Consider the following 15,816-nt stretch of genomic DNA (forward strand, 5'->3'; position numbering starts at 1 on the left):
CAAAAATAAGAAAAATGCTACTGCACACAATGTTTAAGTTTTTTTAAAAAATCGCCTTCTTTTTACAGGCTAATCGGATTAAGACTAAACTTGTACTCCGCAACCGGCATCATTAAAATAAACACATGACCTATACGACTGAAATCATCATAAACAAACCCAGAAAAGAAATCATCAAAACCTTTGAAGACAGCAGTCTGTTTCCTCACTGGCAACGCGGTTTAAAACGAAGTCGAGTCATCAGTGGCAAAGCAGGAGAAGAAGGCAGTAAACGCCGACTCTACATCAACATTGAAGGCCAGTCCATCAAAATGACAGAAACCATCATCAAAAAAAACCTCCCCGAAGAATGGCATGGACAATATACTTCTAAAGGGATGAAAAGCATACAAAAAAATTATTTTGAGGCTCTTGATGACCACAAAACCAAATGGACTTCCCAGAGCGAATTCGAATTTTCCGGGTTCATGAAGCTGATAAGCAAACTGCTGCCGGATATGTTTAAAAAGCGCTCAGTAATGGTTCAACAGGACTTTAAAACGTTTATCGAAGAGGGTAAGCCTGTGAAAACAAATTAAGTAAGGTTTGATTTATAATTAATATTGACTTTATTTGTAAAAAAAATACAAAATGAAACATATTATTTGGATTGCTTTGCTCACAATGAGCCTAACCTCTTTTGCACAGACAAAAGTTGGAACCGTCAATAATGAATACATTCTTTCCCAGATGCCGGAGATTGTGGAAGTTGAGGAAAAACTTAAGGTTTACAGCGCTCAGCTTGACAGTACCATTCAGGTGAAATATCAGGCCTATCAGGTTCTTGTAGAGGAATACAACCAAAAAGAAGAGGAAGGCATGAACGAAGTGATGAAGAAGATCAAACAAAAAGAAATCATCGATCTTGAAGAGGACCTTAAAAAACTCCAACAAAATTCTTCCAAAATGCTTCAAATTCAGCAGGAGGAATACCTGAGACCGCTTTACACTAAAATAGGCACGGCTCTGGAAGCTATTGTTAAGGAAGAAGGCTTTACTCAAATTTTTGACGAAAACAACAGTATCATTTACATCGATCCCAGATTCGATCTTACCCTGAAAGTTCTGGACAGACTAGGTATCGAAGTGAAACAAAATGCTGATGTCCTTCCGGAAGAAGATCCGGGAAACTAAGCAGCAAAACATTATAAACCAAAAAGCTCGAAATTTTCATTTCGAGCTTTTTGGTTTATATAGCTTATATAATCACTGCTTATCGACTGTAGTTCGGTGCTTCTTTCGTAATGGAAACACTGTGCGGATGGCTTTCCATAACTCCTGAAGCTGTAATTTGAACAAACCCACCAGTTTCCTTAAGGGTTTGGATATCTTTTGCTCCGCAATAGCCCATACCCGCTCTTAAACCACCGATAAACTGCACCATACTCTCTACCAGCTCGCCTTTGTAAGGAACACGCCCCACAATACCTTCTGGCACCAGTTTCTTAATATCGGCTTCCACATCCTGGAAATAGCGGTCTTTAGAGCCTTTATCCATGGCTTCTATAGAGCCCATCCCCCGGTAGGATTTGAATTTTCTGCCTTCGTAAATAATGGTTTCTCCCGGAGATTCCTTGGTTCCTGCCAGGAGTGAACCCAGCATGACGCAGTCTGCTCCTCCGGCAATAGCTTTTGGAATGTCACCCGTATAGCGAATACCCCCATCGGCGATAACAGGAACTCCCGTGCCTTTTAAGGCTTCAGAAACTTCCATCACTGCAGAAAGCTGAGGGAATCCAACTCCTGCCACAATTCGTGTCGTACAGATAGAACCCGGGCCAATACCTACTTTTACGGCATCTGCACCAGCATCCACCAGATACTTGGCCGCTTCTGCAGTAGCGATATTTCCAACCACGACATCGAGTTTTGGAAATTCTTTTTTGATACGTTTTAAAGCATCTACTACGCCTTTGGTATGTCCGTGAGCTGTATCGATAACTACGGCGTCCACGCCTGCATTGACCAAAGCAGAAGCTCTTTCTACTATATCGCTGGTAACTCCCAAAGCTGCTGCTACGCGTAATCTCCCGAAGCTGTCTTTGTTGGCAAAAGGCTTTTGAGTGAGTTTGGTGATATCTCTAAAGGTGATTAAGCCAACGAGTTTGTTGTCTTTATCGACCACTGGTAATTTTTCTATTTTATGTTTTTGTAAAATAACCTCAGCTTCTTTGAGTGAGGTGCCTTCACTTACGGTGACCAGGTTTTCGGAGGTCATGACTTCTTTAATAGCCCTGTCGTTCTTTTGCTCGAAACGCAGATCGCGGTTGGTTACAATCCCAATCAGTCTGTAGGCGTCATCCACAATAGGAATACCGCCAATGCTGTGTTCCCTCATGCTGTCGTTGGCGTCTTTTACCGTAGCGGTAATAGGCAGAGTGACAGGATCGATGATCATGCCGCTCTCGGCACGCTTCACCCGTCTTACCTTGAGCGCCTGTTCCTCGATCGTCATGTTCTTATGAAGCACACCAATTCCACCTTCCTGAGCAATTGCAATGGCCATTCTGGATTCTGTCACCGTATCCATGGCGGCAGAAACTATTGGGACATTAAGCGTAATATTTTTGGTGAATTTGCTTTCAATACTAACGGTTCTCGGGAGAACGTCTGAATAAGCAGGTACTAAAAGAACATCGTCGTAGGTAAGGCCTAGTCCTTTTACTTTTGAATTTGTCATTGCAATTAGATTTAATTGCGTACAAATATACATGATTTGTAGCTAAGCAACTGAAACTTTAAGGTTTAGTTTAGAAGGTGGGAATTTAGAATTGAAAACCGATAGGCTTTTCAAATATTTTAGAATGGTTTTTTTCAGATCTAAATTTTGTTTTCAAAAAAAACAGAAAAAATTAAAATAAGTTTGAGTTAAGAATTGTCATGCTTCCCCAGCAATAAAAACTTACAGTTAAAAGAAAATTCTGATTTTAAAAATTCCCGCAATCATTAACACCTACAAATCAGTAGATTATCATAATATACTAGTACTTATTCAATTAAGTTTTATTATTTTTAACAAGACTTATCGTTTTGTTGAAGAATAAAGCTAGAAGCCTGTAATTGAGTTTTGATGTAAATAGTGATCAGAATTCGGTTAGTTGAATAATTCATTGACAGAAAACGCGGGGTATACTAGCTTTCAATTATATATGTATATGAAAGATAAACAGACAGTCTCGTTCAACATTAGGTTTCTGGAAAGGAGTGCCATCAATTTGGCCAAAATTCATAAGGTTTCATCTACTTACAGTAATCCGAAACCTATTAAGCCCATTCTTCAAGATGCAAAACAAATTCTTAACGAAACTTATCGAACACTTTCTAAAAGATTGAAATCTGAAAAAGAAATTTCATCAGCATCAAAATGGCTACTGGATAATTTTTATATTATTCAAGAACAGATTGTTGAAATTTCTGTTGATTTTCCAAGAGCATATCAAAAATCTATTCCCGTATTATTGGAAGGTGAGTATAAAGGTTATCCCAGGATTTATGAAGTAATACGCAACATACTTATCCATACTGATAATGTTTTAGATAATGAAGTCTTGTTGGAATATATACGGTCATATCAGGAAGAAGAGACGCTCAAGTTGGGTGAGCTTTGGGCCATTCCCATTATGATTCGCTTATTCCTCATACAAATGTTGGCAGAAAAAGCCTCACATATTTTAGATCAAAAAAAAATCTCAAATGAAGTAGACGAATTCATAAAAGAGATTGATAATAAAAATCTGCAGGAGCCTGGTGTATTTTCTCATGCAATATCAAATTGGATAAGAGCCCGATCAGGAAAATTGGGGTTGTTATACCTTATAGAGTTATATAATCATCTATTTTCTAAAGACCTGCTTGAAGAAGAGGAAAAACGTTGGTTCGATTACCAGATAAGCAAATATAATGTAGTACTGGAAGATGCAATTACTTTAGAAGCAAAAAAACAGTCAAGGCTTCAGTTAAATATTCAAAATGCAGTCGTCTCCCTGCGAGAAATAACTGAAACTGATTGGTCAGATTTTGTGGAGGATTGTTCTGTAATAGACCGCATTCTTATGATGGACCCTGCTGAGCAATATTCAGCAATGGACTTCCAAACAAGAGACAGGTATCGACAAACCATTGAAAAATTGAGTAGAGGCTCAAATCTTTCAGAAACCGAGGTGTCAAACTGTGCTTTGCAATTAGCAAAAGAACAGGCAGAGAAAAATCCTAAAGCTGATGATGGATCCTTAACCGATAATAGTCATGTTATGCAACATATAGGCTATTTTCTAATCGGGGATGGATATGATGAAATCACAAAAAAAGTTGGATATTCATTTCCTATAAAGGAAAGATTTTTCAGACTCTTTGAAAAACATTTCCACTTATACCTTATAACACTTTTCTGTTTTACAATTCTTTTTGTGTGGGTTTTATTAAAGATGACTGGTGCAGTTAACTCTTCAATATCAGTTATAGCAATTGTGATTCTTGTGGCTTTTTTCCCAGCTCTTGATTTTTCATTAACGCTTATAAACAGGATTTTCACCATTTTGTTAACACCCAGAATACTTCCGAAAATGAATTATAGGAAGAAAATACCCGCTACATCAAGGACACTTGTGGTTATCCCAACTATGATAACCTCCAGGGATGATGTTTTGCGTCAAATTGAAAATTTAGAAATCCATTCTTTAGCAAATCCTGATTACACCCTTCAATTCGCTTTGCTTTCAGATTTTAGAGATGCAAGTGAGAAAAGTTTGGAAGGCGAAAATGAAATCTTGGAAACAGCCGAAAATGCAATTAATCATTTAAATAACAGGTATTCATCAGAGTATGGAAATCGGTTTTTTATACTCCATCGGGAACGCTTATGGAATAACGTGGAAAATATCTGGATGGGATGGGAAAGAAAACGAGGAAAACTGGAAGAATTAAATTCATTGATTTGTAATCCAACTTCAAAAACATCTTTTACGTTAATTACAGGTGATTTTTTAAATTCATTATGTTCAAATCCAGTACAATTCGTAATCACTCTTGATGCTGATACAAAATTACCGCCTGATTCTGCAAAAAAACTGATAAGTACAATTGCTCACCCACTTAACAGGGCATGGTATGATCATAAAAAAAATAGAATTACCAGAGGCTATTCAATCATACAACCGCGTATTTCTTTTTCACCAGAATCAGCTAGATATACATGGTTTTCAAAAATATTTTCAGGAAATGTAGGGATAGATCCCTATTCTGCAGCTGTATCAGACATTTATCAGGATTTATCAGGAGAAGCAATTTTTACCGGCAAAGGCATTTATGATGTCAGGGTTTTTAATCAAATTTTACGTAAAAAGTTTCCGGAAAACAGAATACTTTCTCATGACCTTCTTGAGAGTGGCTACTTAAGGGTAGGACTTGCTACCGATATTGAATTGTTTGACGATTATCCTAGCACTTATAATAGTTATACCAGAAGGGCTCATAGATGGGCTAGAGGAGATTGGCAAATTGCTGCATGGCTCTTTTCTAAAGTTCCTAGACAAAACGGGGAAAATCGAAATCCATTAAACCTTCTGTCAAAATGGAAAATATTTGACAATCTTCGGAGATCACTGAATTTTTTATTCTTAACCATTTTCTTTGTAGCCGGATTATTCCTGTTGCCGGGTTCATGGTGGGTTTGGATAGGAGCAACTTTTGGAATCTTGGCGTTTCAAATATATGTTAACTTATCGAGCGATCTGTTAAACCGTCCTGCTAGGGTAGGATGGCAACTTTATATGGAGAAAGTTTCCGACAATCTGAAAATAAACACAGCCCAGGCTATATCCACGGTTATAATTTTTCCTCATCAAGCATTCAATCAATTGGATGCCGTTTTGAAGTCCTTGTATCGACTGGTTATATCAAAAAAAGGCTTGCTTGAATGGGAAACGGCTTCTCATTCTGAAAATGAAAGTCCAAATTCGCTAATTTCCTATCTTCGTTTAATGGTAATTCCCATAGTATTGGGGGTTGCCATATTTATAACTGCTTTGGTTATTGCGCCATCTTATCTATGGTTTGTCACTCCATTTTCTCTGTTTTGGGTGGGATCGCCATTTTATGTTTGGTATATCAGCCAACCTATAAAAAAACGATTTAGGACAGTAAATGAAAAAGACCGGCAAAGACTTCGTATGTATGCCCGTCGAACTTGGTTTTATTTTGAACGTTTTGTCAATGAAGAACATAATTGGCTCCCTCCAGATAATTATCAGGAAGATCCACCGCTACCAGTTGTTGAAAAAACCTCTCCTACTAATATGGGGTTGGGACTGGTATCCAATCAGGTAGCATATAATATGGGCTATATAACAATGGGTGAATTATTAGAAAGACAGCAAAAATCATTACATGCTATAAATTTACTCGATAAACATAATGGTCACTTTTTTAACTGGTATGAGACACGGCTTGGAAATGTTTTGAATCCCAGATATATTTCCACCGTAGATTCAGGAAACTTGGCTGCGAGTTTAATTGTTGTCAAAGAAGCAATTGAAGAGGTAATGAACACAAGAGGTATCAACAAAAATATCGTAGCCGGTTTGCAGGATTCCCTCCTTACGATAAGAGAAATTTTTGATGAGTACAATAATAAGAATCTACTTCCTGAAAATTCCTTTAATCAGGTTTCTCATTTTACAAATGTAATGCTTAAAAAACTAAGCTCTGAAACAGAATTAAATCATCACATAAACCTTGACCTGCTTAGAGCTTTGAAACAAGACGCCGTAAGCTTAAGTGCTGTAAACCTTCTTTCTGCCGACGACTTGATGGATGAGAGAAGAATCGGGAACATGCTGTTTTGGATTGAAAGCCCATTAAAGCTAATTGAAAAAGCAATTGCTGAACACAAATTCCTGCTCGTTCCAGAAGAGATTAATGTGCATGCTTATTCTCCTCATGAATTAAGCATTTTACTAAAGAATGATGACACTCATCAAGATTGTTATCAGATACTGGAAAAATGGCAAAATCTTGCTAATGATATTATATCACTTTCAGAAAAAATGATTGAGAATATGGATTTTTCTTTTCTATATCTTAAAAAAAGAGGCTTGTTCAGTATTGGTTATAACCTAGATACAGCTCAACTGGATAAAGGCACCTATGACCTCTTGGCAAGTGAGGCACGAATTGCCTCTTATATTGCTATTTCAAAAGGAGATGTTCCAGTTGAACACTGGTTTCGATTAAGCAGAAGATTAACTAAAATTAATCGTGAAGAAATTTTGCTTTCCTGGGGTGGGAGCATGTTTGAATACTTAATGCCATTACTTTTTATGCGTTCGTTTCAAGATACTATATTAAGTCATACTTATAAAAATGTAGTTAATTGGCAAAAAATATATGGCAACAAACGGAATCTTCCTTGGGGTTTTTCTGAAAGTGCTTATTATTTTCTCAATATCGATATGCAATACCAATATCGCTCATTTGGAGTACCCGGGCTTGGATTAAAACGTGGCTTGGCGGATGAGTATGTTGTGTCACCTTATGCTTCATTACTTGCCCTTATGGAGGATTCTGAAATTTCAATTCAAAACTTAAAAAGAATTGAAAAATCAGGCGGTTTAGGACTCTTGGGGTTCTACGATGCCATTGATTACACCCCCTCACACATGTTGGCTGACGAACCCTTTAAAATAGTAAAAATATTTATGGTTCATCATCACGGCATGAGCCTGATAGCGCTTGATAATTTTCTCAATGGCTGGACTATTAATAACAATTTCCATGCTGACTCATCAGTAAAAAGTTTAGAACTTATTTTACAGGAAAGAATACCTAGAGGAGTACCTATCAAAGAACCCCACCCTATTGATGCTGAACTTGAACCCAAAATAAAATCGTCTGCAAGCAGTACAGCAGAACACTCTGGAATAAATGAGCTCGACACGAGTCCCCCAAGATTACACACTCTCTCAGATGGCAATTTCTCTGCAATGATAACTCATGCAGGCACTGGTTATTCAGTTTCAAACGGCATCATGACAAATTCTTGGAAACCTGACCCCACTGAAGATCCTCTTGGATTTTTCTTTTACATCAAGGATACAGAAAATGGCAAATTTTGGTCTGCAATGCATCAACCAGTTAAACGAAAACCAGACAGATATGATACCTGGTTTCACAACGGTAAAATGGAATGCTCCCGGGTTGACGATTGGATTGAAACAACCTCTGAAATTTGTGTTTCTGTAGATCACCAAATCGAACTCAGAAGACTAACTCTAACCAACTATTCTGATCGCGAACGTATTCTTGAGATATCTAGTTATGCTGAAGTTGTGTTAAATAGGATGGTTGATCATAATGCGCATCCCACATTCTCTAAACTATTTGTAGAAACGGAATATTTACCGATGCACCATACTATTTTAGCTAAAAGAAGGCCACGAAGTAAGGAAGAAAAACCTATTTGGCTCGTTCATACTATTGCTTGCAATGACCATGACAAACCTAATTCGCTGGAATTTGAGACAGAAAGATCAAATTTTATCGGTAAAGGCAGAACTTTAAGCAATCCAAAGGCAATGGATGACCGAAACCGTTTTAAAGGTTCCCAAGGAAATGTATCAGATCCGATTGTTAGCTTTCGAAAAAAAATTAAGCTTAATGCCGGGCAAAAAATCAAAATTTCATTCGGTCTTGGCTTTGCTAGATCAAGGGGTGAGGCTATACAAATGGCTGATATTTATGACAGTCAGCAAGCTGTCAACAGGGCTTTTGATCTCGCTACAGTGCATGGTCCGGTGCTGTTAAATCATATTGCAATAAATAGCAGACAGGCCCATTACTTCCACAAACTATCGTCTTATATTTACTATGCAGACCCCTTGTACAGGACAAATAAATATCTGCTTCAGCTCAATCAGAAAAAACAACATGATCTTTGGCCATATGGAATATCTGGAGATTTTCCATTGGTTATATTCCGTATCAATGATTCCAAACAACTTAAACATGTGAAATCTTTATTCAAGGCACATGCTTTCTGGCGAATGCGAGGTATTGAATCTGAACTACTTATTATAAATGAACATGCCCCTGGATATATAGATGAAGTACAAGATGCAATTCAGTTAGCTATTGAGTCTTCACTTGAGCGGGATGTTTTCAATAAAAGAGGAGGTGTGTTTACCTGTAGGGCTGATAAAATCAAGGAGGAAGATTTCTCACTCTTATTCAGTGTAGCTCACGCTATTTTTGACAAAAAATTACCTAATTTTTCAAAAACAAAAGAATCTGCAGAAACCAATTCATGGTATATCGAAGGCGAAAAAACAGTGTATTCTCCCCTAAAAGAATCAGAGGTTATGACAGATGATTTATTTAAGGAAAAACAACGTAAACTGCAATTCTTTAATGGATATGGTGGGTTCTCTGAAGATGGAAAAGAATATCATATCCTGATTATAAAAGATCCAGATACTGGCCTTCATATTTTCCCTACCGTACCATGGATCAACGTAATTGCAAACCACCAGTTTGGTTTTACAGTTTCTGAACGTGGCGCTGGTTATACCTGGAGTGAAAACAGCCGGGAAAATAAACTTACATCATGGTCTAATGATCCGATTACAGATTTGCACTCTGAAGCGTTTTACATCAGGGATGAAAAAACAAAGGAATACTGGTCTCCCACACCTGGTCCTGTTTTTGGTTCAGGATTTTATCATGTTATACACGGATTTGGTTACACAAGCTTTCATCTTACCTCTAATAATCTAGATCATAAACTCATACAATTCGTTCCCGAAAATAAATCCGTAAAAATTTCTAAACTCATTTTGAAAAACACCGGGAGTGAAATACAGAAACTTTCTGTATTCAGGTATTTAGAGAGGGTTTTAGGTATTGAAAGAACAAGCGCTTCTCGATTTGTTATTCAGGAAGCTTCTGATGATGGAAAGACTATATTTGCAAGAAACAATTACAATAATGAATTTGCAGGGAGAACCGTATTTACTTCGGTTATTAATTCTTTACAAGATTCTAGTTTTTGTTTCACCACAGACCGTCAGCAATTTATCGGGAGAAATCGCTCTTTGGACAAACCAGTTGCGATCACTTCAAAAGAATTTCTTGAAAACAAAATTCAGACAGGAGGCGATTCTTGTGCCGCAATTCAAACTAATTTTGAGTTAGCATCTGGTGAAGAAGTTACTCTCATCTTTCTGGAAGGAGAAACCCGAACCAGAAATGAAGCAGATTCGATCATTCAGTATTATTCGGACATTACACAGGCAGACACGGAGCTTCAAAATATCAAAAGCTTTTGGAGAACATTGCTTTCAAAAATTCAAGTCAAAACTCCTGATAAATCCTTAGATGTGATGATGAATGGTTGGTTGATGTATCAAACCATATCCAGCCGTATTTGGGCACGTACCGGTTTTTATCAGGCTGGAGGAGCATTTGGCTTTAGAGATCAATTGCAGGATGCCGCTGCAGCAATGTATGTAGACCCCAAATTATGCCGTAAACAAATTTTACTGCATGCCAGGCATCAATTTAAAGAAGGTGATGTGCTGCATTGGTGGCATCCTCCAACAGGGAGGGGTATTCGTTCCAAAATTACAGACGACCGTCTCTGGCTGCCTTATACGGTAGAGTTTTATTTACAATCCACAAATGATGAATCTATCCTGAAAGAGGAATTATCCTATATTTTTGCACGAGAACTTAAGCCTTCTGAACATGAAGCCTACCTGCATCCAAACACGCTTCAAAATAAAGGCACACTTTATGAACACTGCTGTAAAGCTATTGATATTTCACTTCAATTTGGTATTCATGATCTACCGCTGATAGGTGGAGGAGATTGGAACGACGGTATGAACCGAGTGGGTGAGGAAGGAAAAGGAGAAAGTGTATGGCTTGGATTTTTTATCTATTACATATTAATACGGTTTGAAAAAGTTTGTCTGATAATGAATGATATTTCTAAGGCGAATGAATACAAAACTATAGCAGAAAATCTTAAAGAAAAGCTCAACACAGAAGGCTGGGACGGAGAATGGTATCTAAGGGCATTTTATGACGATGGGACACCACTTGGTTCTTCAGAAAATAATGAATGCAGAATAGACGCTATCTCTCAAGCTTGGTCAATTTTTTCAGAAGTTGCTTCTGAAGAACGAAGCAAACAAGCATTAAGGGCTGTAGAAAAAAATCTAGTTTCTGAAGGTGACAAGTTAATTCGTTTACTCACACCTCCCTTTAATAAAACTGATAAAGATCCAGGTTACATTAAAGGCTATATTCCTGGAGTTAGGGAAAATGGCGGACAATATACACATGCTGCCTTATGGACAGTCAAAGCATTTGCAGAAATGGGGTATGGAGAAAAGGCTGTTCATTATTTGAATATGATAAATCCCATAAATCATGCGCTAAACCAGGAATCAGCAGATAAGTATAAGGTAGAACCTTTTGTTGTAGCAGCAGATGTTTACGGTGAAGCCCCACTTACAGGAAAAGGTGGCTGGACTTGGTATACTGGTTCTGCTGGATGGATGTACAGAGTTGCACTAGAATCTGTCTTAGGCTTGCAATTCAATGGCGACTCCATTTTGTTGAAACCTTCCATTTCTAAAAGTTGGAAAGAGTATAGTATAGATATGGTTTTAGATAACAACAAAACCACTTATACTATTACTATAGAAAATCCAGAAGGACATGAGTCGGGTATGCTTGAAGGAAGCATTGACGGAGAAAATGTAACTTTCAAAAGTTTACCTGCAATTATCCCAATAAAAAAAGACAAGCAAAGGCATCAAATTATGTTAACAATTAAAAAGGTATAATTTAAAATAATTGAACCTTTTTAATTAATTTACACATAATCGATTGATTATTTTTTATAAAACAAGTTGTATTCAAAACTAGATCCCAGAACCAATAAGAGTAATAATAACAAAGATAAATTACAATTTTCATATCTCTTAGGGTCTAATTCATGAAACTCAACTAACTCCTAATCAGATGGCAGAAAATAACAACGGAAGTCCTATTGAAGATGCATATCGCAAAGATTGGAAAGACATAACAAAACATTTCTCCACCAGTCCAGACCAGGGTCTTTCTAGCGGAGATGCAAGAAAAAAACTTAAGGAACACGGGCGCAATGAACTGGAAGAACAGGAGCAGCGTTCCATTTGGGAGATTATACTTTCACAAATCAACAATCCGGTTATTTATCTGCTCACGGTTGCTTCAGTGGTTGCATTTATTTTTGGAGATACTCCAGAAGCAATAGCCATACTCGTAGTTCTGTTATTAAATACAATTATTGGATTTTGGATGGAGTTTCAGGCTCAAAAGTCGATGGAAGCCATTAGAGAGATGGATAAAATTAAGGCGACAGTACTTAGAGATGGCAAAGAAAAAAGAATAGATGCAGAAGAATTAGTTCCTGGTGATTTACTCATCGTAGAATCTGGGGACCTAATTCCGGCAGATGCACGTATTATTGAAGCCACAGAGTTACAGGTAGATGAATCCCCGTTGACAGGAGAATCTGTACCGGTGAATAAAAATGCAGAGATTCTAGAAGAAGAACTTCAGGTAGCAGATCGCAAAAACATCCTTCATAAAGGGACAGCCGTAACTGGCGGTCGATCCAAGGCCATTGTCTTTAAAACTGGAATGGATACAGAAGTAGGCAATATCTCTGCTATGGTTCACGATCAGAAAGAAGAAGAAACTCCGCTTAATCAAAAACTCAACAAACTAACCCGTAGCCTCATCTGGGTTATTTTAGGTATGGCCGCTGCTTTTTTTGTGTTGGGTTGGATTGCAGGAAAAGAGATCTACCAGCTCGTCCAAACTGCTATCGCTTGGTCTATTGCAGCAATTCCGGAAGGCTTACCTATTGTGGCTAGTATTGCTCTAGCAAGGGGTATGTTCCGATTATCCAAAAAAAACGTGCTCATAAAGCAACTTGGAGCTGTAGAAACTCTGGGAGAAACCACCGTTATTCTTACCGATAAAACAGGAACCCTAACCGAAAACAAACTTACGGTTAATACCTTTCAATTCCCCGAGCAAGATATTACTGAAGTGGAATGGGAAAAAGGGAGTCCACCTAAACTTAAAGGGTCCAAAGACATAGCTAAGAATAAAAACTTGAGACAGATCCTTAAAATTTCTGTATTAGCTAATGATGCCTCTTTAGGTGATGATGAAGATGATTCCTCTAAAAAAGAGAAAGGCAATTCAAAAGGAAAAATTGAAAACTCTAAGGCTAGCGGAGATCCTTTGGAAATTGCTTTATTAGAGTTTGTGGAGGCGTTTGATTCAGATTTTTATCAGAAAAACAAAAAACTTGGCCGAGAGCTTCATGATCCATTCGATTCAGAATCGATGATGATGGGAGCCGTTCATAAAACTAAGGAAGGTTTTTACATTTCTGGGAAGGGTTCAACAGAAGCTATTCTTAAACGATCCAAAAGCATTCTGACAAACGGGGAAGTAAAGGACATCACCGATGAGGATAGAAAGAATTGGGAAGAAAAAAATAATACTCTTGCAGAAGATGGCTTGCGTGTTCTTGCATTTGCCTTCAGGCAAACCGATGCGCTTCCCCAAGATGATGACTTTCTGGAAGACCTAATATACGTTGGACTCATCGGCTTTTTAGACCCACCAAGAAAGGAAGTAGCAGATTCCATAGAAATAGCTAAAAATGCGGGAATAAAGGTAGCTATGGTTACCGGCGATCATCCTGGTACGGCATTCAATGTGGCCAAACAGATACATCTCTCTGCAGAAAATGCCTGTAAAAATAAAGAAGTTATCCACGGAAAGCATCTGAAGAAAGAACTGGATAAGAAAGACAATCAAAAACTTATAGATACGCGGGTATTCTCAAGGGTAGATCCGGAACAGAAGCTCAGTTTGATAACGCACTATCAGAATCAAGGAGAAATTGTAGGAATGACCGGAGATGGCGTAAATGATGCCCCGGCCTTGAAAAAAGCTGATATTGGCATTGCCATGGGAAAAAGAGGAACACAGGTAGCTCAGGAAGTTTCGGATGTGGTGCTGAAGGACGATGCCTTTGGGTCTATTGTGGAAGCCATCAGAGAAGGACGAATTATCTTTGGAAACATTCGTAAGTTTGTGGTTTACCAGTTGTCCTATCACCTTGGCGAGATTTTCATTATCGCCCTTTTGAGTTTTACACTTTTTGTGCTCCCTATCTTACCATTACAGCTGCTTTTTTTGAATTTGCTTTCGGATGTGTTCCCTGCACTTGCACTTGGAATTGGCGGAGGAACACCCCAAGTAATGAAGTTGCCCCCAAAAGATCCTGAAGAGCCTATTCTGTCTAAAACCAATTGGATGCAGATTACTATTTATGGATTCATCATTGCCATGTCGATAAGTAGTGCTTATCTTTATTCTCATTATGTCTGGGAAAAATCTGAAGCTGTCAATAATAATATTGTCTTTTTCAGCCTTGCCTTTTGTCAGTTTATTCATGCCTTCAATATGCGGGAAGCCAATGAGAATTTCTTTAATAATCAGGTAACACGTAATAAATGGGTTTGGATGTCTGTTACCTTGTGTTTTGCGGTTGTCATAATCTCTTATTTTATTCCTGCTTTGGCTAAGATTTTTTCCTTTCAGCAGCTCGAGTTGAAAACCTGGATACTTATTGCAATTGCAAGTATTATTCCTTCTGTGATTATACAGAGCATCAAAGCTATTTGGAAGAAATTTTAAAGTTTAGCAGTTATAATACAAAATTTAGCCGTCAGTCTTATTTGCAGTTTATAGTAGTGGACTATCTGAAAAATATAACATGTGTCTTATTATTCAGCGATCATTTTACTGGGTCTTTTTTATTGATTAAGACCGTGGTTTCCCTCCAGCCCCTGTAATCCTTTTTTTTCAATTAATATAAGTCCGTTTATAAACTCTGTGAAGTATTCACTCGTTTCTAAATACTCTAACTATTCAGCAAAATCTTTATCCTGTATTCTTATCTGAATAGTTTTTCTCTAAACCAATGCATTGATTTGCGAAGAGTCCAAACAAAAATGGCCTGAGATTCTGGATGAATTCACGAGCTCATACCTATCTTCAATTTTCATATCCTCAAATGTGGTAAAAATATTAATATCTGCGCTCCGTCCTCTGGCAACATGCTCTTTCAACCCCCCTTGCCTCACGTCCATATTTGTGTTTTTTGGAAATCTTACCATATAATTTAATCTCTTTATATCATCTGAAGTAAAACAATTCTCCTCTTCACAAACGACATGAACATTGAGCGTTCCTTTCCAGTTTTGAGACATGAGAATTGATGTCAAAATCGACAAATTATTATGTCCAATGTCAAAAGATTCTTTCCAGTCTGAGGGAATATTTTTTAACCGAAGGTGAATACTTTTCTCTATAGTCAGGCTAACCGTAGAATAGGGAATACACAAAAGCATACCGTAGTCATTCTTGCGCGTATCCTGATACAACTTATTTATATTTTTTGGCACATAATCGGAAGAATCCAAACTTACAAAGATTGTATTTGGTTTAAAAAAAGCTGCACATTTAAGGTATTGCATATACAATACTTATCAGGTTATTGAAATTATGATTTTTAACCTAAACCCAAACAGTGAAAACAATAAAATCTGCTTTATTTTTAATCTATTGAAAAACTCTGTGTGAGGTGGTTGCAGTGCTTAACCATAAAAAAGCCTGCCCCTGACAGATATCTGTCAGGGGCAG

6 protein-coding genes are annotated in these 15,816 nt (G+C 37.6%); 4 read left to right on the forward strand and 2 right to left on the reverse strand.

Annotated features, from left to right (window positions below; all coding sequences use genetic code 11):
* The first annotated feature begins 125 nt into the window (after positions 1–125).
* Positions 126–578 carry an SRPBCC family protein gene (locus G3567_RS06730; protein ID WP_164004564.1) on the forward strand — a complete coding sequence of 151 codons (453 nt, stop codon included), beginning with the start codon at positions 126–128 and terminating at the stop codon, positions 576–578.
* A gap of 52 nt (positions 579–630) precedes the next feature.
* Entirely contained in the window at positions 631–1,173 is a 543-nt protein-coding gene (locus tag G3567_RS06735) for an OmpH family outer membrane protein (protein WP_164004565.1), read from the forward strand.
* A gap of 79 nt (positions 1,174–1,252) precedes the next feature.
* Here the strand turns inward: G3567_RS06735 and guaB are convergent, their stop codons facing one another.
* Positions 1,253–2,719, reverse strand: coding sequence for an IMP dehydrogenase (guaB, locus tag G3567_RS06740; protein ID WP_164004566.1), 1,467 nt, complete (start codon positions 2,717–2,719; stop codon positions 1,253–1,255).
* Positions 2,720–3,194: 475 nt separating this feature from the next.
* Between guaB and G3567_RS06745 the strand changes: the two genes are divergently transcribed.
* Together G3567_RS06745 and G3567_RS06750 are read left to right on the forward strand one after the other, a co-directional pair.
* Positions 3,195–11,885: a GH36-type glycosyl hydrolase domain-containing protein gene (locus G3567_RS06745; RefSeq protein ID WP_164004567.1), complete on the forward strand. Its 8,691-nt coding sequence runs from the start codon at positions 3,195–3,197 to the stop codon at positions 11,883–11,885.
* A gap of 178 nt (positions 11,886–12,063) precedes the next feature.
* On the forward strand, positions 12,064–14,808 hold the full coding sequence (locus G3567_RS06750; RefSeq protein WP_164004568.1) for a cation-translocating P-type ATPase: 2,745 nt from the start codon (positions 12,064–12,066) through the stop codon (positions 14,806–14,808).
* 278 nt (positions 14,809–15,086) lie between these two features.
* Here G3567_RS06750 and G3567_RS06755 read toward each other — a convergent pair whose 3' ends face one another.
* Positions 15,087–15,650, reverse strand: a complete 564-nt coding sequence (locus G3567_RS06755) for a hypothetical protein (protein ID WP_164004569.1) — start codon at positions 15,648–15,650, stop codon at positions 15,087–15,089.
* Between the last annotated feature and the right edge of the window lie 166 nt (positions 15,651–15,816).

Origin of the sequence: Psychroflexus aurantiacus, assembly GCF_010820555.1 — a bacterium.
Lineage (GTDB): Bacteria > Bacteroidota > Bacteroidia > Flavobacteriales > Flavobacteriaceae > Psychroflexus > Psychroflexus aurantiacus.

Excerpts from the sequence above, each read along its gene's own strand:
- G3567_RS06730 (WP_164004564.1), top strand. The coding sequence starts at position 126 with ATGACCTATACGACTGAAATCATCATAAACAAACCCAGAAAAGAAATC.
- G3567_RS06735 (WP_164004565.1), top strand. The coding sequence starts at position 631 with ATGAAACATATTATTTGGATTGCTTTGCTCACAATGAGCCTAACCTCT.
- guaB (WP_164004566.1), bottom strand. The coding sequence starts at position 2,719 with ATGACAAATTCAAAAGTAAAAGGACTAGGCCTTACCTACGACGATGTT.
- G3567_RS06745 (WP_164004567.1), top strand. The coding sequence starts at position 3,195 with ATGAAAGATAAACAGACAGTCTCGTTCAACATTAGGTTTCTGGAAAGG.
- G3567_RS06750 (WP_164004568.1), top strand. The coding sequence starts at position 12,064 with ATGGCAGAAAATAACAACGGAAGTCCTATTGAAGATGCATATCGCAAA.
- G3567_RS06755 (WP_164004569.1), bottom strand. The coding sequence starts at position 15,650 with ATGCAATACCTTAAATGTGCAGCTTTTTTTAAACCAAATACAATCTTT.